The organism is Rhodococcus sp. NPDC057529 (assembly GCF_042802055.1).
GTDB lineage: Bacteria > Actinomycetota > Actinomycetes > Mycobacteriales > Mycobacteriaceae > Rhodococcus_F.
The window spans coordinates 126250-148155 of sequence record NZ_JBHVEY010000011.1; the positions used below are offsets into that span (position 1 = coordinate 126250).

At 68.5% G+C, this 21906-nt stretch carries 20 protein-coding genes and 2 pseudogenes; 12 read left to right on the top strand and 10 right to left on the bottom strand.

All coding sequences use genetic code 11. The annotated features are described in order from the left end of the window. Positions 1-6 precede the first annotated feature (6 nt). Complete coding sequence (gene speB, locus ACFU5V_RS22535) at positions 7-1008, bottom strand: agmatinase (RefSeq protein WP_378702004.1); 1002 nt, start codon at positions 1006-1008, stop codon at positions 7-9. Positions 1009-1117: 109 nt separating this feature from the next. Between speB and ACFU5V_RS22540 the strand changes: the two genes are divergently transcribed. After that, positions 1118-1738, top strand: a complete 621-nt coding sequence (locus ACFU5V_RS22540) for a helix-turn-helix domain-containing protein (RefSeq protein ID WP_378702006.1) — start codon at positions 1118-1120, stop codon at positions 1736-1738. A gap of 156 nt (positions 1739-1894) precedes the next feature. On the opposite strand, the gene ACFU5V_RS22545 is transcribed toward ACFU5V_RS22540, so the two are convergent. Next, positions 1895-3037 carry an RNA-guided endonuclease TnpB family protein gene (locus ACFU5V_RS22545; RefSeq protein ID WP_378702008.1) on the bottom strand — a complete coding sequence of 381 codons (1143 nt, stop codon included), beginning with the start codon at positions 3035-3037 and terminating at the stop codon, positions 1895-1897. Between the two features lie 335 nt (positions 3038-3372). Between ACFU5V_RS22545 and ACFU5V_RS22550 the strand changes: the two are divergent. Then, positions 3373-3849, top strand: a pseudogene (locus tag ACFU5V_RS22550) (FAD-dependent oxidoreductase); the annotation flags it as partial. 32 nt (positions 3850-3881) lie between these two features. On the opposite strand, the gene ACFU5V_RS22555 reads toward ACFU5V_RS22550, so the two are convergent. From ACFU5V_RS22555 to ACFU5V_RS22565, 3 genes are all read right to left on the bottom strand, one after another. Next, complete coding sequence (locus tag ACFU5V_RS22555; protein WP_378432602.1) at positions 3882-5219, bottom strand: amylo-alpha-1,6-glucosidase; 1338 nt, start codon at positions 5217-5219, stop codon at positions 3882-3884. A 67-nt stretch (positions 5220-5286) separates the two neighbouring features. Continuing rightward, a complete protein-coding gene (locus ACFU5V_RS22560; RefSeq protein ID WP_072945113.1) occupies positions 5287-5610 on the bottom strand; it encodes a hypothetical protein in 324 nt (107 codons plus the stop codon). A 169-nt stretch (positions 5611-5779) separates the two neighbouring features. After that, positions 5780-6607, bottom strand: a complete 828-nt coding sequence (locus tag ACFU5V_RS22565; protein WP_378702010.1) for a class I SAM-dependent methyltransferase — start codon at positions 6605-6607, stop codon at positions 5780-5782. Between the two features lie 235 nt (positions 6608-6842). Here ACFU5V_RS22565 and ACFU5V_RS22570 point away from each other — a divergent pair, with 235 nt between their 5' ends. The 9 genes from ACFU5V_RS22570 (at position 6843) to ACFU5V_RS22610 (ending at position 14976) form a co-directional block, all read left to right on the top strand. Next, positions 6843-7049, top strand: a complete 207-nt coding sequence (locus ACFU5V_RS22570; protein ID WP_378702012.1) for a heavy-metal-associated domain-containing protein — start codon at positions 6843-6845, stop codon at positions 7047-7049. 29 nt (positions 7050-7078) lie between these two features. After that, entirely contained in the window at positions 7079-7984 is a 906-nt protein-coding gene (locus ACFU5V_RS22575) for a hypothetical protein (protein ID WP_378702014.1), read from the top strand. Continuing rightward, entirely contained in the window at positions 7984-10254 is a 2271-nt protein-coding gene (locus ACFU5V_RS22580) for a heavy metal translocating P-type ATPase (protein ID WP_378702016.1), read from the top strand. The genes ACFU5V_RS22575 and ACFU5V_RS22580 overlap by 1 nt, the downstream gene beginning before the upstream one ends. Next, on the top strand, positions 10251-10565 hold the full coding sequence (locus ACFU5V_RS22585; protein ID WP_378702018.1) for a metal-sensitive transcriptional regulator: 315 nt from the start codon (positions 10251-10253) through the stop codon (positions 10563-10565). Before ACFU5V_RS22580 ends, ACFU5V_RS22585 begins: the two co-directional genes overlap by 4 nt. A gap of 37 nt (positions 10566-10602) precedes the next feature. Further along, positions 10603-12678 (top strand): copper-translocating P-type ATPase, encoded by a 2076-nt coding sequence (locus tag ACFU5V_RS22590; RefSeq protein WP_378702020.1) that lies wholly within the window; start codon positions 10603-10605, stop codon positions 12676-12678. 72 nt (positions 12679-12750) lie between these two features. After that, positions 12751-12927 (top strand): hypothetical protein, encoded by a 177-nt coding sequence (locus ACFU5V_RS22595; protein WP_276136841.1) that lies wholly within the window; start codon positions 12751-12753, stop codon positions 12925-12927. A gap of 173 nt (positions 12928-13100) precedes the next feature. After that, positions 13101-13487, top strand: coding sequence for an ArsR/SmtB family transcription factor (locus ACFU5V_RS22600; RefSeq protein WP_378702022.1), 387 nt, complete (start codon positions 13101-13103; stop codon positions 13485-13487). After that, positions 13484-14572: an ACR3 family arsenite efflux transporter gene (gene arsB, locus ACFU5V_RS22605; RefSeq protein WP_378702024.1), complete on the top strand. Its 1089-nt coding sequence runs from the start codon at positions 13484-13486 to the stop codon at positions 14570-14572. Before ACFU5V_RS22600 ends, arsB begins: the two co-directional genes overlap by 4 nt. Further along, positions 14569-14976 (top strand): arsenate reductase ArsC, encoded by a 408-nt coding sequence (locus ACFU5V_RS22610; protein WP_378432613.1) that lies wholly within the window; start codon positions 14569-14571, stop codon positions 14974-14976. Before arsB ends, ACFU5V_RS22610 begins: the two co-directional genes overlap by 4 nt. Positions 14977-14998: 22 nt before the next feature. Here the strand turns inward: ACFU5V_RS22610 and ACFU5V_RS22615 are convergent. From ACFU5V_RS22615 to ACFU5V_RS22625, 3 genes and pseudogenes are all read right to left on the bottom strand, one after another. Next, positions 14999-16662 (bottom strand): annotated as a pseudogene (locus ACFU5V_RS22615) (FAD-dependent monooxygenase). 62 nt (positions 16663-16724) lie between these two features. Continuing rightward, positions 16725-17687, bottom strand: a complete 963-nt coding sequence (locus ACFU5V_RS22620; protein ID WP_005249229.1) for an MBL fold metallo-hydrolase — start codon at positions 17685-17687, stop codon at positions 16725-16727. 197 nt (positions 17688-17884) lie between these two features. Next, positions 17885-18940 (bottom strand): YeiH family protein, encoded by a 1056-nt coding sequence (locus ACFU5V_RS22625; RefSeq protein ID WP_378702026.1) that lies wholly within the window; start codon positions 18938-18940, stop codon positions 17885-17887. Between the two features lie 101 nt (positions 18941-19041). Between ACFU5V_RS22625 and ACFU5V_RS22630 the strand changes: the two genes are divergently transcribed. Continuing rightward, positions 19042-19947 (top strand): LysR family transcriptional regulator, encoded by a 906-nt coding sequence (locus ACFU5V_RS22630; protein ID WP_378702028.1) that lies wholly within the window; start codon positions 19042-19044, stop codon positions 19945-19947. 7 nt (positions 19948-19954) lie between these two features. On the opposite strand, the gene ACFU5V_RS22635 is transcribed toward ACFU5V_RS22630, so the two are convergent. Next, positions 19955-20686: a sulfite exporter TauE/SafE family protein gene (locus ACFU5V_RS22635; protein ID WP_378702030.1), complete on the bottom strand. Its 732-nt coding sequence runs from the start codon at positions 20684-20686 to the stop codon at positions 19955-19957. Positions 20687-20735: 49 nt separating this feature from the next. Beyond that, positions 20736-21764, bottom strand: coding sequence for a phosphotransacetylase (locus ACFU5V_RS22640; protein WP_378702032.1), 1029 nt, complete (start codon positions 21762-21764; stop codon positions 20736-20738). Between the last annotated feature and the right edge of the window lie 142 nt (positions 21765-21906).

Below are 21906 nucleotides of genomic sequence, written 5' to 3' on the forward strand. Positions count from 1 at the left end.
ACTTCGTCACATACGCCGCCTGCCGGAGTGTCTCACCGCGGCCTGCGCGCCCCGGGCCGTCGAGGCGTTGATCGCGAGCACCGACAGCAACTCGTACGCGACGTGCGCTGCCGCGATGCCGGTGATCTCGGCGTGGTCGTATGCGGGCGCGACCTCCACGATGTCGGCGCCGACCACGTTCAGGCCGACGAGTCCGCGCAGTGTGTTCAGCAGTTCGCGGGACGTCATGCCGCCGGCCTCGGGGGTTCCGGTGCCCGGCGCGTGCGCGGGGTCGAGGACGTCGATGTCCACGGACACGTAGACCGGTCCGCCGTCGAGCCGCCGGCGCATCCGTTCGACGATGCTCGCGACGCCGTCCACCTCGTAGTCGTCGGAGCGGATGACCTGGAACCCGAGAACGGCGTCGTCCTCGAGGTCCTTCTTGCTGTACAGCGGGCCGCGGATGCCGATGTGCTGCGACCGTTCGAGGTCGATCAGCCCCTCCTCGCTGGCCCGCCGGAACGGGGTGCCGTGCGTGAAGGGGGCGCCGAAGTAGGTGTCCCACGTGTCGAGGTGCGCGTCGAAGTGCAGGACGGCGATCGGACCGTGGTCGCGGGCGAGCGAACGCAGGATCGGAAGGGCGATGGTGTGGTCGCCGCCGAGCGTCAGCACGGTCGAGCCGTCCTTGCGCAGGTCGGTCACGGCGCCGTCGACCGTGGCCAGGGCTTCCTGGATGTCGAACGGATTGACGCCGATGTCACCGAAGTCGGCGACCTGCTGCGCACCGAAGGGGTGCACGTCGAGTGCGGGGTTGTACGGGCGGAGCAGCTTCGACGCGGCGCGGATGTGGCCGGGGCCGAAGCGTGCGCCGGGACGGTAGCTCACTCCGGAGTCGAACGGGACGCCCAGCACCGTGACGTCTGCACGGGACACCTCGTCGAGTCGGGGGAGGCGGGCGAACGTGCTGGGTTCGGCGTAACGCGGGGTGCGGGTCGCGTCGACGGGGCCCTTTATGTCGTCTGTACTCATCGGAATCCTTCGGTGTGTGCCGGAGACGTGGCTTCGTCGTATCGTTTCCTTGGAACGCATTCTTGTCAACACCTGTTTCCTATACGAGACACGAACGAAGGATCGATACATGGCGAACGAGCTCGCAGCCGAAGGCGCGTCGGGCGTCGACGCGCCCAGGATCGGCCCCCGACTCAAGGCGGCGCGGCTGGCCCAGCGCCTGACGCTCGACGAACTGGCCGCGAGCTGCGGCATCACCAAGGGCTACCTGTCGAAGATCGAGCGGGACCACGCGAGCGCGTCCGTCGCCACGCTGGTGCGGATCTGCGCCGCGCTGAACATTCCCGTCGGGTCGCTGTTCGAGAGCTCCGCCGCAGGTGAGGTCGTGCGGGCCGACAACTACCCGCCGATCAGCTTCGGCGGGGAACGCATGGCCGAGTTCCTGCTGACGCCGTTCGGTGAGCGCCGCATCCAGTCGCTTCTGAGCAGGATCGAACCGGGCGGCGGCAGCGGGTCGGAAACGTACGAACTGCCCGTCGACGTCGCCTTCGTCTACGTCGTGTCGGGCGAGATCTGCATTTCCTTCAACGGCCCGGGGGCCGGGGAGGACGTGTCGCTCGCGACCGGGGACGCGTTCACCTTCTCCCCACAGTTGCCGCACAGCTTCCGCGCGCTCGGCGACGAGACCGCGACCGTTCTGTGGATTCTCGCCCCCGCACTCCCGGACGACGTCCGGCCCACGTCCCGATAGGAAACCGTTCAGCGGTTCAGGAAACATGTGTTGACAGTCACGGCTCGCCCGGCCATTGTTGTCCGCTTGACGACCTCTCAGCCGTGAACGACCGAGATTCCCCTCGAGACTCACATCCCGAGGTTCCTGTTTCACCGACAGTCGCCTCCCCACACCTTAGGTGCGGGGCGGTCTCACACCGTCTCCGCAGGCTGCCACCGCCAGTCCGACGGCCAAAATATTCCTCGCCGCGTTCACATCCCGATCATGGACGGCGCCACATGGGCATGTCCACTCCCGTACGTTCAGCGGCATCGCCGAGACGATCACCCCGCACACCGAGCAGGTCTTCGACGACGGACAGAACCGATCGACCACCACCACCCGCCGCCCGTACCAATCGGCCTTGTACTCGAGCATCGACCGGAACTCGGACCACCCCGCATCCGAGATCGCCCGAGACAACGACCGATTCTTCACCATATTCCGCACACTCAGATCCTCGATGGCGATCACTTGGTTTTCGCGCACCAAACGAGTGGAGAGTTTATGCAGATAATCGCGGCGCCGATCGGCGATCCGGCCATGAATCTTCGCGACCTTCAGTCGGGCCTTGGCCCGGTTACGCGATCCCTTCTGCTTCTTGGCCAGCGCCCGCTGCGCCTTCGCCAGCCGCTCACGGTCCGTGCGCTCGTGGCGCGGGTTGGTGATCTTCTCCCCCGTCGAGAGTGTGTACAGGCTCGTGATTCCGGCGTCGAGCCCGACCACCCGATCGGCCGGCTCGAGTTCGGGAATCACGTCTTCGACGAGGATCGAAATGTGGTACTGACCACGGGAATTGCGCGACACCGTCACCTGCGACGGCACGGCCCCCTCCGGTAGCGGCCTCGACCACTGAATATCCAGGGGTTCGGACTGCTTGGCCAACCGGATCTGCCCGCCCCGGTAGGTGAAGCAGTTCGAGTAGTAGGTCGCCGAATCCTTCGACTGGCCCTTCTTCTTGAATTGCGGGTAGCGGGTCTGCTTGCGCCAGAACCTCTCGAACGCACCCTGCAACTGCCGCAGCGACTCCTGCAACGGCCCCTTCGACGGCTCCGCCAACCACTCGGTCTCGACATCACGCTTCCATCCGGTGAGCATCGTCGAGGTATCCGCATAGGTCACCCGACGCTGCTCCTGCGCCCAGGCCCGCGACCGCTCCGCCAGTGCCCGGTTGTAGACATACCGGGTGCACCCGAACGTCCGAGCAAGCTGTTCCGCCTGCACCACAGTCGGATAGAAACGATACTTGAACGCCCGCTTCACCACCCTCCCCGCCATAACCCAGACACTAGCCGAACAGTCCGACAAAGTAGATCACCCATCCCGGACCTGAAGGACTTGGCTGCACCGAAGATTCACGAATAGGTATCGTCAACGCGAGCGTCGTACTTGCGATGAGGTACGGGCAGATTCGAGTTCCGCACACGATTTCGCTCGACGGTCCTTTTCCGCGAGGAATCTCCCGGAAGCCATTCGCGCACAAGTCGATCGGGGAACGCAGCGCCTGATCGTCCCCACAGCCTGACGAGCCCGTACAAATTCACCGCGGAGAGCGTCGTCCCGACCCGAGCCTACGAGAGCCAATTGTTCGTCACGTAAGTCAACCGGTGCTGCAGGTGACGGTCACCGACTCGTCCGGTGAGATCCGCACCTACCCGGCCGCCGTCTTCACCGCGCAGAGTTGGATGCTGCTCAACAACATTCACCGCGACGACGACCTGTTCCCCATCGACCACTGGACCGCGATCGAACGCACCCATTACATGGGGTCGACGAAAGTGTTCGCCCTCGTCGACCGTCCGTTCTGGAAGGACAAGGACCCGGTGACCGGCCACTACCGGTACCAGGAGCGGCTGTTCAGCCATTTCACGCAGGACGAACTCGACCCGCGGCATCGCGGCATCTTCCTTGCCGGCGAAGATATCTCGTGGACCGCGGGCCGGGCGGAGGGCGCCGTGCAGACCGCGCTCAACGCCGTCTGGGGAGTGACGCACCACCTCCGCGGCGCCGCCCCGGCCGACAACCCCGGCCCCGGCGACCGGTACGCCGAACTCGGTCCCATGCGCTTCGCGCCCGTGAGTACTTGTTAACCACGGGCGGTTAATAAGTACTCACGGGTGCGTCAGCCCAACCAGTCCAAAACCGCTGCGGCCGTCCACGACTGCTGCATGCTGCCGAGGGGCTGCCCGGTGAACGGCTCGTAGTATTCGGCGAAGCTGCCGTCGCTCGCCTGTCGCAGTCCCTCGGACCGCAGCAGGTGGGCGCGCTCGGCCCACCCGCGGCGGGCGAACGCCCAGGAGAACAACCACGTCATCACCGGCCACACCGGACCGCGCCAGTATTCGCGCGGACGGAAGTCGCCCGACACCGGCGACGTCGACGGCGGCACGGCGTACCGGAGGTCGGGGTGGCCGCAGAATTTCGGCCCCTCGAACGTGCGGATCAGGGCGCGTTCGGCGTCGCGGCTCAGGCCGCCGCACAGCAGGGGCGAGAACATCGCCAGGGTTTCGGTGGAAATCCACCGGCCGCTGCGCAGATCGAAATCGCGTGCCGCCCCGGATCGTTCGTCGGTGGTCGTGAGTACACCCTGCCGGAACCGGGCCGCCCACCCGTGTAGTTCCCGGACGTCGGAGTTCGGCATCGAGTGTTCCTCGCCGATGGTCGCGAGCACCTCGCACGCCATCGAGAACACGGCGCTGACGAACACGTCCTCCACGGCGAAGCTCATGGCGGTGGCCAGTTCCTCGTCGTCGTAGCGGACGGTCTTCATCTCCTCGAGCAGCCACAGGTAGCGGTCGTACTCGCCGTTCGACGGGCGCTGCCCCGTGTCGGCGACGTGGGACAGGTCCTCGCGCAGATATGCGGGCATCGCCCCGGCCACCACGTTGGCGTACGAGTGGTCCCAGCGCGGCGAGTTGTCCATGCCGGACTCCCAGCCGTGGTACAGCGCGATGCGGCCGTTGCCGTCGAGGTCGCGGGCGTGGGCCAGCCAGCGGTGCCAGCGCACGAGGTCGGGCCAGCGCCGGTCGAGGAACTCCTCGGCGACCGCACGGGTGCTGCGACCGTGCCTGCGTGAGTGGTCGAGGATGCGCTGCACGGCGATGGCGTGGACGGGCGGTTGCGTGATCCCCGACGTCTGCGTTCCGCTCGGCGCATGCGCCGCGAGGGTCCCGCACTCCCACCGCCCGGGGCCGGGGAAGTATCCGTCGACGCCGTTCGCGAACACGATGTGCGGGATCATCCCGTTCTTCCACTGCGCCGACAGCAGGGTGTCGAGTTCGACGACGGCCCGCTCCACGCTCAGCGGCGCCAGCCCGACCGCGACGAACGCCGCGTCCCAACTCCACATGTGCGGGTACAGGCGCGGCGCGGCGCTCGTCATCGTGCCGAGGTCGTTGCCGCGAAGCAGGTACGCGGCACGTGCCGCGAGCTGTGTGGGGGTGAATCCGCGGTCCGCCATTGCACCATTCTGCTGCGGGTCGGGCCACACCGCTCGCCGGACGGGGTTTCAGAGGCGCGGTCTCGACCTAGCCGGAGTGCGCCTCGAGGTACTCCTCGACCGCCTCGCGCATGACGTCGCTGGGCTTCCTGTGCTGATTCTCGGCGAAGCGATCGAGTCTCTCACTCAACGGACGCGGCAGCCGGACCTGCCGGCGAGGCGATTCGCCGCTCACACCATCGGCCTGCCCCAAGGACGGACGGCCCGCCCCGACCCGGTCCAGCAACTCCCTGCCGTCTGCGGCAGCGTCCTGGCCTCTCTTTGCGGTTGCGGAGTTCTCGGGCAACTTCATGTCACGCTCCGCCCACTCGGCGAGCCGGCCGAAATCGGGCTCCTCGTTTTCAGTGTTCATCTGTGTCATCCCTCCGGGTATGTTGCGCTGCGGTCACCTCTTCAGCGGCCCACATTCGGTCGGCCCCACACTAATTTTGTACGACATAATTGGTCGACCGCATCTATAACATGGCGCGCCTCGAGCACTAAGCCTGCAATCGAGAGTGCGAGCGTCCACGTGCGTGCACTCAGCCCGCGAATCCGCACAGAGTCAGCGTCGGGCGCGAGTCGCGCAGCGGCCGCAGATCCGACAGCCGGCGGAGGAAAGCCGAACCCCACAGGCCCCGGCCGAGCGGTAACGCCACCTCGCGGGTGAATGCGACGTCCGGGATCCGTGCGGGCAGTTCCGCGGCCTCGCCTGCGGAGAGGTGGAACGGCATCGGCGGGACGGTGTAGTCGCCGTGGATCCGCAGGCCCTTCTGCGTCTTACGGCTGAACCATTTCGGCACCGAGTCGAACATCATCCGGCCGCCGGGGAAGCGCCGCGCGCACTCGCCGATGAGCGACAGCGACTCGTCGGGTGGCAGATACATCAGCAGGCCCTCCGCCGAGACGAACACACCCCGGCCGGTGTCGACGTGGTCCATCCACGACCGGTCCAGCGCGGACACCGCGAGGGTGGTGACGTTCGGCTCGTCCGGCAGCAGTTGCCTGCGCAGCGCGACCACCTCGGGCAGGTCGATCGACACCCACCGGACGTCGGGGTCGCCGATCCGCCAGTAGCTGGTCTGCAAGCCCTCGCCGAGCGCGACGACGGTCCCGCCGGGGTGGCCGGCGAGGAACGTCCGGATCTCGTCGTCGAAGGCCTGCGCGCGCAGGGCGTGGGATTGGCCGGGTTTCCCGAAGTTCTCGTACGGATAGTCGAGGGTCTCGTAGAGACCGACGGCGAGCGGGTCCTCGAACGCGGTGTCCGGGCGCGCCGCCTCGACGGCGCGGTTGCGGAGCGTCCACATCATCGTCGCGGGCACACCGGTCAGGGTGGTGGCGTCCACCCGCTTCCGGCCGTCGTCAGGCATTCCGCACCGGGTCGGGGTTCTCGGCGAGCGGTGTGCGGCGCAGCGTCTGGGTGCGCAACGTGTCCATCGACATTGCCAGGCTCCGTTCCCGGTGAGATCCGGTACACCACTCAATCACCTTTTCGGGCCCGCGTGGGCGAGGAACACCGACTCGGCACACGCTTGCGGGAATACGGTAGGGGGGTATGGTAGTTCTCAGAGAAGACATCGATACCCCGAAGAGAGGCGAACCCCCGTGAGCACCTCCAGCGTCACCGTCACCGGCATGACCTGCGACCACTGCGTGTCCTCGGTCACCGAGGAGATCAGCGAACTTCCCGGCGTCACCGCCGTGAACGTCGATCTGGCCACCGGCAAGGTCGACATCGAGAGCACCACCGACCTCGACCCGGGCGCCGTCGCGGATGCCGTCGCGGAAGCCGGGTACTCAGTCGCCGGCTGAGCCGGCAAACTCCAGCACAGGAGACCACCATGAACGCAACCGGCAAGTTCGCCGGATTCACCGTCGGCCTCGTCGTGATCTTCGGCGCCGCGCTCGCCCTCGGGTCGATTGCCGGCCCGGACGTCGCCGAGCCCGCCGCGTACACGGCCGAGGGCGACGGACACGGCGCGACAGGCCATGACACCTCGAGCCACGACACCGCCGCCGACCCGACGCCGGGCGGACTGACGCCCACGGCGGACGGTTACACCCTCGAACTGGCATCCGACCAGGTCGCCGCCGGTGCCGCGGTCCCGGTGCAGTTCCGGATCACGAACCCCTCGGGGGTATCCGTGACGGACTACACCCCGGAGCACGAGAAACTGCTGCACCTGATCGTCGTCCGCCGCGACCTCGCCGGATTCCAGCACGTGCATCCGACGCTCGACGCGGCCGGAACGTGGAGCGTCCCCCTCGACCTCACCCGCGGCGGCGACTACCGCGTGTTCGCGGACTTCACCCCGGCAGGCGGGGAAGGCGTCACCCTGGGCACGGACCTGCGCGTCGCCGGCACCTACGACCCGCAGGAACTGCCCGCCCCCGCACCGACCACCACCGTGGACGGCTACACCGTCACCCTCGACGGCACGCTGCGACCGGGCGAGACGTCGAACGTCACGCTCTCGGTGAGCCGCGACGGACGGCCCGTGACCGATCTGGAGCCGTACCTCGGCGCATACGGTCACCTGGTGGCGCTGCGCACCACCGACCTCGGCTACCTGCACGTCCACCCCGACGGACATCCCGGCGACGGCGTCACCGCGGCCGGTCCCGGGATCGACTTCGCCGTCACCGCGCCCAGCGCCGGCGACTACCGGCTGTTCCTGGACTTCCAGCACGCCGGCGTCGTCCACACCGCGGAATTCACCGCCACCGCCGCACCGGAGGAGAAGTGATGACCCGCGGAGCCGACATCGCGGCACTACCCGATTCCCAGATCGAACTCGCCATCGGCGGGATGACGTGCGCGTCGTGCGCCAACCGCATCGAACGCAAGCTGAACAAACTCGACGGCGTCACCGCGACCGTCAACTACGCGACCGAGAAGGCCCGCGTCCACTACGACGCCGCCGACGTCTCGCCCGAGGACCTCGTCGCGACGGTGGAGCAGGCCGGATACACGGCGCGACTGCCCGAGGTGAAGCCGCCGGCCCCGGAGGAAGAGGACCCGGCGGCGGCACTGCGGCAGCGACTGCTCGTGTCGGCGGTGCTGACGGTCCCCGTCATCGCGATGGCGATGATCCCGGCGCTGCAGTTCACCAACTGGCAGTGGCTGTCGCTCACGCTCGCGGCCCCGGTCGTGGTGTGGGGTGCGTGGCCGTTCCACACGGCCGCGTGGACGAATCTCCGGCACGGCACCGCGACCATGGACACCCTCGTGTCGATGGGCACGCTGGCCGCGTTCGGCTGGTCGCTGTACGCGCTGTTCTGGGGCACCGCCGGCATGCCCGGGATGACGCACCCGTTCGAGCTGACGATCGCACGGGTCGACGGCACCGGCAACATCTATCTGGAGGCCGCGGCGGGCGTCACCACGTTCATCCTGGCCGGCCGCTACTTCGAGGCCCGCGCCAAACGGCGGGCGGGAGCGGCGCTGCGGGCGCTGCTCGAGCTGGGAGCCAAGGAAGTGTCGGTGCTGCGGGACGGCACCGAGCAGCTGATCGGCATCGACCAGCTCGAGGTCGGCGACCTGTTCGTGGTCCGCCCCGGCGAGAAGATCGCCACCGACGGCGTCGTCGTCGAGGGCTCGTCGGCGGTGGACGCGTCGATGCTGACCGGTGAAGCCGTGCCCGTCGAGGTCTCGCCGGACTCCGAGGTGGCGGGTGCGACGGTCAATGTCGGCGGTCGAATCGTGGTTCGCGCCAGCCGAATCGGAGCCGACACGCAGCTCGCGCAGATGGCGTGGATGGTCGAGGACGCGCAGACCGGCAAGGCCGAGGTGCAGCGCCTGGCCGACCGGATCTCCGGCATCTTCGTCCCGATCGTGATCGCGTTGTCGGTCGCGACCCTCGGTTTCTGGATCGGAACCGGCGGTGCGGTCGCGGCCGCGTTCACCGCCGCCGTCGCCGTCCTCATCATCGCGTGCCCGTGCGCGCTCGGACTCGCCACCCCGACCGCACTCATGGTGGGCACCGGGCGGGGCGCCCAGCTGGGCATCCTGATCAAGGGTCCCGAGGTTCTGGAATCGACCCGGCGCGTTGACACCGTGGTGGTCGACAAGACCGGCACCGTCACCACCGGCACGATGTCGCTGCACGACGTGGTCGCCGCCGACGGTCAGGACGAGGAGCAGGTTCTCCGGTTCGCCGGGGCACTCGAGGACGCGTCCGAGCACCCCATCGCCCGGGCGATCACCCGCGGCGCGAAGGAGCGGCTGACGACCCTCCCCGACGTCGAACAGTTCACCAGCGTCGCGGGACTCGGCGTCCAGGGCATGATCGACGGACACGCGGTGGTCATCGGCCGCGCGAAACTGCTCCGCGACTGGTCGCTGCACCTCACCACCGAACTCCAGCGCGTCGTCGAGGCGGCGGAGTCGGACGGCAAGACCGCGGTCGGGATCGGCTGGGACGGGCAGGCACGCGGCGTGCTCGTCGTTGCCGACACCGTCAAGCCGACGTCCCGCGAGGCGGTGGCACAGTTCCGAGAACTCGGCCTCACCCCGATCATGCTCACCGGCGACAACAAATCCGCGGCCCGGGCCATCGCCGACCAGGTCGGCATCGGCGAGGTGATCGCGGAGGTGCTGCCGCAGGGCAAGGTGGACGTGGTCAAGCGTCTGCAGGCCGAGGGCAAGGTGGTCGCGATGGTCGGCGACGGGGTCAACGACGCCGCCGCGCTCGCGCAGGCCGACCTCGGCCTGGCCATGGGCACCGGCACGGACGTGGCCATCGAGGCCAGCGACCTCACGCTGGTCCGCGGCGACCTCCGCGCCGCCGCCGACGCGATCCGGTTGTCGCGCAGAACGTTGAGCACGATCAAGGGAAACCTGTTCTGGGCCTTCGCCTACAACGTCGCGGCCTTGCCGCTGGCGGCGGCGGGTCTACTCAACCCCATGCTGGCCGGTGCCGCCATGGCATTCTCTTCGGTGTTCGTCGTGAGCAACAGCCTGCGACTGCGCCGGTTCCAACCGCTGACCACTCCCACCCGAGGGGAACACTCATGACCGAGCAACCGCGCACCGACCACGAGTCCGGTCACGGATACATCAGCGCCAAGGACGACTACCTGAAGCGACTGCGCCGCATCGAGGGCCAGGCGCGAGGACTCCAGCGGATGGTCGAGGACGAGAAGTACTGCATCGACATCCTCACCCAGGTCTCGGCGATGACCAAGGCGCTGCAGGCGGTGGCGCTGGGTCTGCTCGAAGACCACATCAGCCACTGCGTCGTCGACGCCGCCGTCGCGGGCGGCACCGAGGCGGACGCGAAGATCAAGGAAGCCACCGACGCCATCGCACGACTGGTGCGTTCCTGAAAACCTGACCACGAGAGCAGCTTCCGAGGGAGCACGCATGTCTCAGGATCATCAGAAGGAAATGGAACACGTCCGGCACACCGGACACGAAAATCACGACGCCCACACCGATCGGCACGCCGGCCACGGCGCGCACGGTGAGGTGTTCCGGCAGAAGTTCTGGATCAGTCTCGCGCTGTCGGTCCCGGTGGTGGTGTTCAGCCACATGTTCGCCGACCTCCTCGGCTACACCGTCCCCGATTTCCCCGGCGCGTCGTGGATTCCGCCGGTGGTCGGTACCGCGATCTTCTTCTACGGCGGCGCACCGTTCCTCACCGGCGCGTGGAACGAACTGAAGTCTCGGCAGCCGGGCATGATGCTGCTGATCGGGATGGCGATCACGGTCGCGTTCCTCGCGTCGTGGGTGACGACCCTGCAGATCGGCGGGTTCAACCTCGACTTCTGGTGGGAACTAGCGCTTCTCATCGTCATCATGCTGCTCGGTCACTGGCTGGAGATGCGGGCACTGGGGTCGGCGTCCGGCGCCCTCGACGCGCTCGCCGCGCTACTCCCGGACACCGCCGACCGGGTCACCGACGGCGGTGTCATCGGGGTGCCCGTCTCCGAACTCGCCACCGGCGACCTGGTGCTGGTGCGGGCCGGCGGCCGCATCCCCGCGGACGGCACCGTCGCGGACGGCCGCGCGGAGGTCGACGAATCGATGATCACCGGCGAATCCAACCCCGTCGCCCGGACGATCGGCGACCCCGTGGTCGCGGGCACCGTCGCCACCGACAGCGCGCTGCGGATCACCGTCGGCGCCGTGGGGGAGGACACCGCGCTCGCCGGCATCCAGCGACTGGTCGCCGACGCGCAGTCGTCCTCGTCCCGGGCACAGGCGCTCGCCGACCGCGCGGCCGCGTTCCTGTTCTACTTTGCCTCCATCGCAGGACTTCTCACGTTCGTGGTGTGGTCGCTGCTCGGCAACGTGGACGAGGCCGTGGTGCGGACCGTCACCGTTCTGGTGATCGCCTGCCCGCACGCGCTCGGGTTGGCGATCCCCCTCGTGATCGCCATTTCCACCGAACGGGCCGCGAAGGCCGGTGTGCTCGTCAAGGATCGGCTGGCGCTGGAGCGGATGCGCGGCGTCGACGTCGTACTGTTCGACAAGACCGGCACCCTCACCCAGGGCAGACACGCGGTGACGGGTCTCGTCGCGACGGCCGGTGTCACCGACACCGACCTGCTCGCGATCGCCGGCGCCGTGGAGGCGGACAGCGAGCACCCGGTCGCCCGCGCGATCGTCGCCGAGGCTGCCGCGAAGGTTCCCGCCGAGTCCCGCCGCACCGCCACCGACTTCCGGTCCCTGCCGGGCCGCGGCGTGCGCGCCGAGGTCGACGGCGAGGAGGTCGCCGTCGGCGGACCCGCAATGCTCGCCGAACTGAACGTGACGGTCCCCGACGACGTTGCGGCGCACACGAAACGGTGGGTCGAGCGCGGCGCCGCCGTGCTGCACGTCGTCCGCGACGGGAAGGCGCTCGGCGCGGTGGCGCTCGAGGACGCCGTCCGCGAGGAGTCCCGGCACGCGATCGACGCCCTGCACGCACGGGGTGTGAAGGTCGCGATGATCACCGGTGACGCCCGGCAGGTCGCCGACGCCGTCGCCGCCGACCTCGGGATCGACGAGGCGTTCGCCGACGTCCTGCCCGAGAACAAGGACGCACAGGTGGCTGCGCTCCAGGCCCGAGGCCACCGCGTCGCGATGGTCGGCGACGGGGTCAACGACGCCCCCGCGCTCGCCCGCGCCGACGTGGGTGTCGCCATCGGAGCCGGCACGGACGTCGCCATCGAATCGGCAGGGGTCGTCCTCGCCGCCGACGACCCCCGCGCGGTGCTGTCGATCATCGACCTGTCGCAGGCGAGCTACCGCAAGATGTGGCAGAACCTGGTGTGGGCCACCGGATACAACGTCATCGCCGTGCCGTTGGCCGCCGGTGTCCTCGCATTCGCGGGGGTCGCGATCTCCCCCGCGGTGGCGGCGATCCTGATGTCGATCTCCACCATCGTCGTCGCCCTCAACGCGCAGCTGTTGCGAAAACTCGATCTGGATCCGGCACGGCTGAGCCGGAACTGACCTCGGTCTGCGTCCATTCCCATTCTCCTCCGTCTGTTCTGGTACCCATCCCCACGGATCAAGGAGTTCACCATGAGCAACCCGAACGAGTTCGAGACCCCGGCGACGGATCGGACGGACACGACACCGCAGGCCGCGGCGCCGACGTGTTGCAGCACCGAACGGCAGACCACCTGCTGCGATCGCAGCGAGAAGTCGACGTGCTGCGGTCCGGCGGCAACGGCCGGCGGCGGGTGCGGCTGCCAGTAGTCCTTACCCGACAACACTGTGGTGCGGTGCGAGCGAATATGGGCTCGCACCGCACGATCGCCGAGTACCTGCTCGTCACCGCACGCAAGCGGTAGCCCGCATCGGCCCTCGGTCAGCGGTAGCGCATCGCCTGTTGGGTTGCCTCCTGATTCGACACCTGTCAATATCGACGCATGTCGAAACAAGAGGGGCCGGAGAGCGGCGCCTGCTGCTCACCCCTGGCACGCGAACCGCTGACCGAGGACTGGGCCGGCGATCTGGCCCGGATGTTCAAGGCGCTCGGTGACCCGGTCCGGTTGCGGCTGCTGTCCCTGGTCGCCTCCCACGCGGGCGGCGAGGCCTGCGTGTGCGACATCTCCGAGACGTTCGACCTGTCCCAGCCGACGATCTCCCACCACCTGAAGGTGCTGCGCTCGGCCGGACTGCTCGACTGCGAACGCCGCGGCACCTGGGTGTACTACTGGGTCATCCCCTCGGCCCTGCAGCAACTCTCGGCGGTACTGCTCACCGACAGTGGCCCGGTCGTGCCGTCTCCCACGTGCGCCGAGACCCCCGCATGAGCGCGGCCCCGACCACCGAGCACCCGGCCGTCGTCGGCACACTCTCCACCCTCGACCGGTTCCTGCCCGTCTGGATCGGCGTCGCCATGGTCGCCGGCCTGTTGCTGGGCCGGATGATCCCCGGTCTGGGCGACGCGATGTCCGCGGTCGAGATCGATGGCATCTCGCTGCCGATTGCCCTCGGCCTGCTGGTCATGATGTACCCGGTGCTGGCGAAGGTCCGCTACGACCGCGTCGACACCGTCACCGGCGACCGCCGCTTGCTGATCGGTTCCCTGCTCCTGAACTGGGTGCTCGGTCCGGCGCTGATGTTCGCCCTCGCCTGGTTGCTGCTACCGGACCTGCCCGAATATCGCACCGGGTTGATCATCGTCGGCCTGGCCCGCTGCATCGCCATGGTCATCATCTGGAACGACCTCGCCTGCGGTGACCGGGAGGCCGCCGCCGTCCTGGTGGCGATCAACTCGGTGTTCCAGGTGGTCATGTTCGCCGTGCTCGGCTGGTTCTACCTCTCGGTGCTGCCGGGCTGGCTCGGTCTGGAACAGACCGCCATCGACACCTCGCCGTGGCAGATCGCCAAATCGGTGCTCATCTTCCTCGGCATCCCCCTGCTCGCCGGCTACCTCACCCGCCGTTTCGGCGAAAAGGCCAAGGGCCGCGAATGGTACGAGTCGTCATTCCTTCCCCGCATCGGACCGTGGGCGCTGTACGGGTTGCTGTTCACCATCGTGATCCTCTTCGCCCTCCAGGGCGACCAGATCACCTCCCAGCCGCTCGATGTCGTCCGCATCGCCATTCCCTTGCTCGCGTACTTCGCGATCATGTGGGGCGGCGGCTACGCCCTCGGCGCCATCATGGGCCTGGGCTACGAACGCACCACCACCCTGGCGTTCACCGCCGCCGGCAACAACTTCGAACTCGCCATCGCCGTCGCCATCGCCACCTACGGCGCCACCTCCGGCCAAGCGTTGGCCGGTGTCGTCGGACCGCTGATCGAGGTCCCCGTCCTCGTCGGCCTGGTCTACGTCTCCCTCGCGCTGCGCCCCCGGTTCCCCACCTCCGCCACGGAAGGTTCGCTCTCATGACCACGCCCAGCGTGTTGTTCGTCTGCGTCCACAACGCCGGCCGCTCCCAGATGGCAGCCGGATTCCTCGCCCACCTCGCCGGTGACCGGATCGAGGTCCTCTCCGCCGGGACCGCCCCAGCCGAGACCGTCAACCCGGCCGCCGTCGAGGCCATGGCCGAACTCGGTATCGACATCTCCGACCAGTCCCCGAAAATCCTCACACCCGACACCGTGCAGACCTCCGACGTCGTCATCACCATGGGCTGCGGCGACACCTGCCCCGTCTTCCCCGGCGTCAGCTACCGGGACTGGGCGCTCGACGATCCGGCGGGCAAGGGCGTCGACGCCGTACGACCGATCCGCGACGAGATCAAGGCGCGGGTCGAGGCCCTGGTCGCCGAACTGGTCCCCGTCGCGCATTGACGGGAAGCATTCGTCTGCGCTCTCAACGCGCAGCTGTTGCGAAAACTCGATCTGGATCCGAACAGCTGGCACGGAGTTGATCACGTCGGCGACGGGTTCGGTGATCCGGTGCAGTGCGGACACCAGCCCGTCGACGGTGTCGGTGACCGCCGCGACGTAGGCGTCGGGGCGGATGACCCACACCTCGCCGGGCTTCGCGTCCAGCGCGGCGGTGAGGACACCGGTGGTGTCGATCTCCGACAGCCGGACCACGCGGATCGGTGTGTGCACCGCACCGAGGGCCGCCGTGCGGATCTCGTCGGCGTCCACACCGTTACCGAGCAGCAGGAGAATGCCGTTCCTGGCGATGTCGCGGAGCCGGGTGCCGCCACCGTCGCGCAGCGTCACCGGGGTGTCGGGCACGAGGATTCCCGGCGCCGCGGCCGGTGTGCATCCACGATCCGGGCGTCCGGCGAAGATCCGTCCCGGATCGTTTGTGGTCAAGGGCGATTCGACGTACCAGAACGGCTCGGCGAGGCGGCCGCTGTCGACCTGAGCCCGCGCCTGCGGATCGGTGACCGCCGCGGTGAGCACGTCGCGGCGGTGCCGGTGCTGCTCCTCGGACTGCGGGACGAGGAAGTCCATCGTCGCCGTCGTGACGGCGATGTTCTCGACCGCGGCCGCGTGCCGCTCGGTGTGATACGTCTCGAGCAGCGACTCGTCCGCCCAGCCGCGCAGCACGAATGCCAGCTTCCAGGCGGCGTTCTCGGCGTCGGCGACACCGGAATTCAGACCGCGGGCGCCGAACGGGGACACGATGTGCGCGGCGTCGCCGGCGAGCAGCACCCGGTCGACGCGCATCCGGTTCGCCACCCGGGAGTGGAAGCGGTACACCGATTTCCACACGATGCGGTAGTCGGTGTCGCCGATGATCTTCCGGATCCGCTCGTCCAGCGCCCCCGACCGCTCCTCGGCCTCGAGGTCGTAGTCGCCGGGCACCTGCCAGTCGATGCGGAACGTGGAATCGGGGCACGGGTGGATGAGCACCTGCCTGCCCGGGTTCCACTCGGGGTCGAAGTAGAAGCGGCGCTCGTCGGCCCAGCCGGGGATGTCGGCGGCGATGTCGCAGATGAGGAATTTGTCGTCGAACGAGCGGCCGTCGAACGTGACCCCCAGCTGCTGCCGGATCGCGCTGCCGCGCGACCCCACCGCGACCACGGCGTAGTCGGACTCGACCACCCGGTCACCGTCGTCGGTGCGGCACGTGATGGTCACGCCGGTCGCGTCCTGGTCGACGGACGTCGCCTCGTGTCCCCACCGGACGTCGATCGACGGTGTGGCCGCGATCCGCTCGTCGAGCAGTTCCTCCGTGCGGGCCTGCGAGATGTTGACGAACGGCGGGAACGACGAGATGCCGCGGTCGACGAACGTCTGCGCGAACAGTTCGTGGTCGCGGTGGAACGTGCGGGCGCACCCCCACGTCACCCCCTCGTCGGCCAGCTGACGGCCGACGCCGATCGCGTCCCACACCTCGAGAACGTCCCGCTGCTGGCAGATGGCCTTCGACCCGATCGGATCGCGTTCGGCCCGGGCGTCGAGCAGCGTGACCGGTATGCCCCAGCGGGCCAGCAGCAACGCCGTCGTCTGCCCCACCGGGCCGTTGCCGACGACGGTAACGGTACCGCCGCGGGTGTGTCGTCTTCCCATGATCCTCGCCTTGTCAGTGTGAAACAGTGACGGATGTCAGCCCGGTGAAACGGTGACGGATGTCAGCCCTGCAACTGGTCCCAGACCTCGCGGTCGCGCTCGGCGGTCCAGATGACGGGCCGTTCGATGCCGGAGAGTTCGTCCCACACGCGGGAGACGTCGAACGGGAGGCAGTGTTCGAAGATCGGCCAGTGCCCGTACTGCTCGTTCAGTGCGGCGTGGGTGGCTTCGAACGCTTCCTTCAGGGTGCCGCCGCGCTGCTGCACGGCCCCGACCTCCGCGAGCATGACCTCGATGAAGTGGCGGGTCTGCTCGATCGCGGCGTCGACGGCCTCCCGGCCGTGGGAGACGGCGCCGCGTCCGCCGATGAGGACCTCGGCGCCCAGCGCCTTGATCCGGTCGAGGGTGCCGGTCGACCAGTCGCGGTGGAAGGCGTCGCCGGTGTAGAGCGCGGCCTGCGCCTCCACGAGGTCGCCGGCGAAGAGGATCTTCTGCTTCGGCAGCCACGCGGTGATGTCGCCTTCGGTGTGCCCGCGGCCGAAATGCTGGAGCACCAGGTCGCCGCGTCCGCCGCCGAGGTCGATGGTCAGCTTGTCGGCGAACGTCAGGGTGGGCCACGTCAGTCCGGGCACCGAGTCGGCGGCCTTCGCGAGGCGCGGCATGCGACCGAATTCGCTTGCCCAGTCTTCCTTTCCACGCTCCTCGATGAGGGCGCGGGTGGTCTCGTGCGACACGATGGTCTCGGCGTCGAACGCGGACGCACCGAGCACGCGGACGGCGTGGTAGTGCGAGAGCACCAGGTAGCGGACGGGCTTGTCGGTGTGTTCGCGCAGCTTGCGCAGCCAGTCCTGAGCGGCCACCGGGGTGGCGAGCGCCTCGAAGCAGACGACGAAGTCCTCGCCCTCGATGGCGCCGATGTTGGGATCGCCCTCGGCGGTCAGCGCGTACACGCCGTCGGCGAGAACTTCCAGGGTCTGTTCCTTCTCGCCGAGGTCGGCGGAGGACGCGAAGCTTGTCGGGCTCATGCGATGCACCTAACTAATCAAAGGTTTGATTGATGGTGACCACAGTAACCCGGCTCACAAAATAATGAAAGCCTTGATCAAAATTTGTCCGGGATTCCTCCACCCTGCCCCACCCCGCCGCGACGAACGGGACGCTCGTTGCGTCAGATGCAACGGGCGTCCCGTTCGTCGCAGAAGGGGAGCCGGTGGGGACGTGCTCACCCCGCGAGCAGCACGCCCACCAGCGCGATCGAGGCCACCCAGAAGGTGGAGATCGTGGCGAGGACGAAGGGGCGGGCGCCGACCTTCTTGATGGTGGCGATCTGGACGCCGGCGCCGAGGGCGAACATCGCGGCGGTGAGGAGCGCGGTCTGCAGGATCTTGGCGTCGGCGAGCAGACCCGCGGGCAGCAGGCCGGACGACCGGAGGCCGACGCAGGCGAGGAATGCGACGACGAACAGCGGGACGAGCGGCGGGCGCTTCACGTCGGCGTCGTCACCGGCGAGGGAGCGCTGCCGCACACTGAGCACTGCCATGACCGGGGCGAGCATGAGGACGCGGGCCAGTTTGACCACCGCGGCGACGCCGAGGGCGGCACCGCCGATCGCTCCACCGGCCGCGACGACCTGCGCGACCTCGTGGATCGACCCGCCCGCCCACAGGCCGGCGTCGGTGTCCGAGAGTCCGAGCGCCCGCGACAGCAGGGGGATCGCGGGAATCATGAGGGTGCCGAAGATGACGACGAGCGCGACCGCGGTGATCACCTCTTCTTCGTCGGCGTCCACGACCCCGTCCACCGCCGCGACCGCGGCCGCACCGCAGATCGAGAATCCGCAGGCGATGAGCAGTCGTTGCGTCCAGCTGAGGCCGAACAGTTTGCCCGCGAACATCGTGCCGACGATGCCGAGACAGACGATCGAGACGACCACGACGATGACGCCCCAGCCGAGTCCGAGGATGTCGCTCAACATCAATTGCAGGCCGAGGAGGGCGATGCCGACCCGGAGCAGTTTCTTGGCGGAGAATTGCAGTCCCGGACGGAGACGCTCGGGCAGGCGTGCGACGTTCGACAGTACGGCGCCGAGCACGATGGCGATCAACAGGGGGCTCACCGTCGGCAGGAACCGGCCGATGCCCATCGCGAGGGCGGTGGCGGCGGCGCACAGCGCCAGGCCCGGAAGGACAGTGGCCGTGGCGGTCTGCAGTCGCGGCAGCGTTCCCGTGCTCTCGACGCGCTGTTCCTCGGACTTGGATTCGCTCAGTTGACTGCTCATGCTCCTACGGTCCGTCATTGCGGCACTCTGCGATAGCCGTCATTTCGGCATAAACACATATCAATCAGATATGTCTTGCGCAGTGGTCATATACTCGACGCATGTCCCGCAAATGGCCGGAGTTTCCGGTGCTCGAGCTGCTCGTCGGAGTCGACGACCACGGAAGCCTCAGCGCTGCCGCCAGACTCGCGGGAATGGCACAGCCGAACGCGAGTCGCGCCATCAAGCAGCTCGAGCGCCAGTTCGGCATGACCCTGCTGCAGCGCAGCCCGACGGGTTCGATCCTGACGCCGCAGGGCACGGTGATCGCGCACTGGGCGCGCCGGGTGCTGTCCGATGCGGGCAGGCTGCTCGATGTGGCCGAGGGGCTGCGCGCGGAACGTTCTGCCGAGTTGACGGTGGGCGCCAGCATGACGGTGGCGGAACATCTGATGCCGGGGTGGCTGGGGCAGTTTCGCCGGTTGCACCCCGACGTCACCATTCACCTGCAGGTGCACAACTCGACTCAGGTGTTCGAGCGCATCGACAAGAGGATCTGCGATGTCGGGTTCGTCGAATCGCCGACGGTGCCGCGTCCGTTGAAGAGTCTCACGGTGGCCCGCGACCGGCTGGTCGTCGTCGTTCACCCCACCCATCCGTGGGCGCGGCGCCGAAAAGCACTGTCCGTCAGCGAATTGGCGCTGACGCCGCTCCTGGTCCGGGAACCGGGATCGGGCACCCGGACGACGCTCGACGTGGCGTTGCAGGAATACGAGCGTGCCGCACCGCTTCTCGAACTGGGCAGCGCCGCCGCGATCCGCACCAGCGTGCTCGCGGGGGTCGGGCCGGCGGTGATGAGTACCCTCGCGGTCGCGGAGCAGGTCGCCGCCGGCGAGCTGAAGGTGATCGACGTCGACGGCCTCGAACTCGACCGGGTTCTGCGGGCCGTGTGGCGGGGCGCGCGTCAGCTCGACGGTCCCGCAGGCGAACTGGTGCGCCTGGTCCGCCGGGCGGGTGCCGAGAACTGACCGGCGCTCAGCCGAGGAGGAACGTTGCCGCACCCGCGGCGATCACGAGCACGATGACGGCCGACCGAAACACGCCCGGCGGCAGTCGCCTGGCGATCGCCAGTCCGGCGACGTTGCCGATCACCGCCGCCGTCACGAAGACCGGGAGCCGCGGCCAGAACATCGACTCCGTGATCTCGTCGTGGAACCACAGGACACCGAGCGCCATCACGTTGGCGACGATGAAATAGCCTGCGAGATCGGCGATGAACGCGAGCGGTGGCAGCCGCGCACGCATCAGCAGCAACACCGGGGGCGGCCCGTTGAGGGACGTCGTGGTGCCCAGGTAGCCGCCCACGGAGCCGGTGAGGACGTGTGCGGTGGTGGAGGGGGTCCGGGTGGCCTGCGTCCGGGTCGGGAGCGCCATCGCGATCCCGCACAGCATGACCACGACTCCCGCTGCCGGCTTCAGATACTGTTCCGGCACCAACCCGAGGGTGACCGCACCCAGCCAGGCGCCGGGCAGACTGCCCCCACCGAGCAGTGCCACCCGTCCCCAGCTGATGTGTTCTCGCAGGTGATACGCCGCGCCGATGCGGGTGATCAGCCCGGCGACGAGATTGACGAATACCACTTCGGGAACGGCGAATCCGATCATCAGCATCACCGGCGTCGCGATCAGGGCCGTCCCGAACCCGGTGGCCCCTCCGATGACCGAGGCGATGCCGATGCACAGGGCACCCACGAGGAGCATCGTCATCGCGACTCCCTTCTCGATCCGGTGGCACGGTCCCGTGCCGGTCCGCCGCTCAGTTGGCGAGGGATTGGACTGCGCTCACCAGCGCCATCAATTCGATGTCGCTGCCGGTGCACCCGCGGGACAGGTCGTTCCACGGCGCGGCCAATCCTTGCAGGATGGGCCCCAAGGCTATTGCACCGCCGAGCCGCTGGGCAATCTTGTACCCGATGTTGCCGGCGTCGAGGTTCGGGAACACCAGGACGTTCGCGCGGCCGGCGACCCGGGACCCGGGCGCCTTGGACGCGCCGATCTCGGCGACCAGCGCGGCATCGAACTGCAGGTCTCCGTCGACGTGCAACTGCCGGTCCCGGACGCGCACCCGTTCCGCGGCCTCGCGGACCTTCTCCACGCGCGGATGGCGGGCGCTGCCCTGGGTGCTGAACGACAGCATCGCCGCGATCGGGGTCTGCTCGGTGAGCTGGAAGTGGGTGGCGCTGGCGGCGAGCGCGATGTCGACCAGTTCCTCGACCGTCGGGTCGGGGACGACGGCGCAATCGGAGAACGTCAGCTGCCTGCCGTCCGACAGCAACATCAGGAATGAGCTCGACAGGATGCTCGAACCCGGGGCGAGACCGACGATGCGCAGTCCCGCGCGCAGTACGTCGGACGTGGGTCTGCTCGCACCCGCGACTCCGGCATCGACCACCCCCGCGCGCACTGCCGCCGCGGCCAGGCACACCGGGTCCGACAGCGCCGACTCGATCCGGTCGGGATATTTCGCGAATCCCGATGCGACGGCATCGCGGATCGCGGGATCGGTGGCGGCCTCGTCCAGGTCGACGACGAGTTCCTCGGCCAGCGGAATGCCCGCGGCCTCGGCGGTGCGCCGGATGACGTCCCGCCGCCCGAACAGGCGCGGGGCGACGACACATTTGTGGTGCAGACGGTGGGCCGCACGGATCGCGCGCCCGTCCTCTCCGTCCGCGAGCGCGACGGTCCGGTTGCGGCCGCTCAGGGTGGCGGTCCAGTGGTCGATCAGAGACGAATCATTCAGTCGTGCAGCGTCGGTGGGTGGTGCAGTGGTGGCGCCCGGGGCCATGGCCTCGCTCTCCCGTCGATACGAAGAGGGGTGGGGGGGGGGGGGGGGAAAAACGAAACCCACCCACTAAGCCGAGGGGGGGACCCCCCCCCCCATCCGCATTTTTTCTTTTCCCTTCATGGGATGGCTATTTCTCCCCTCC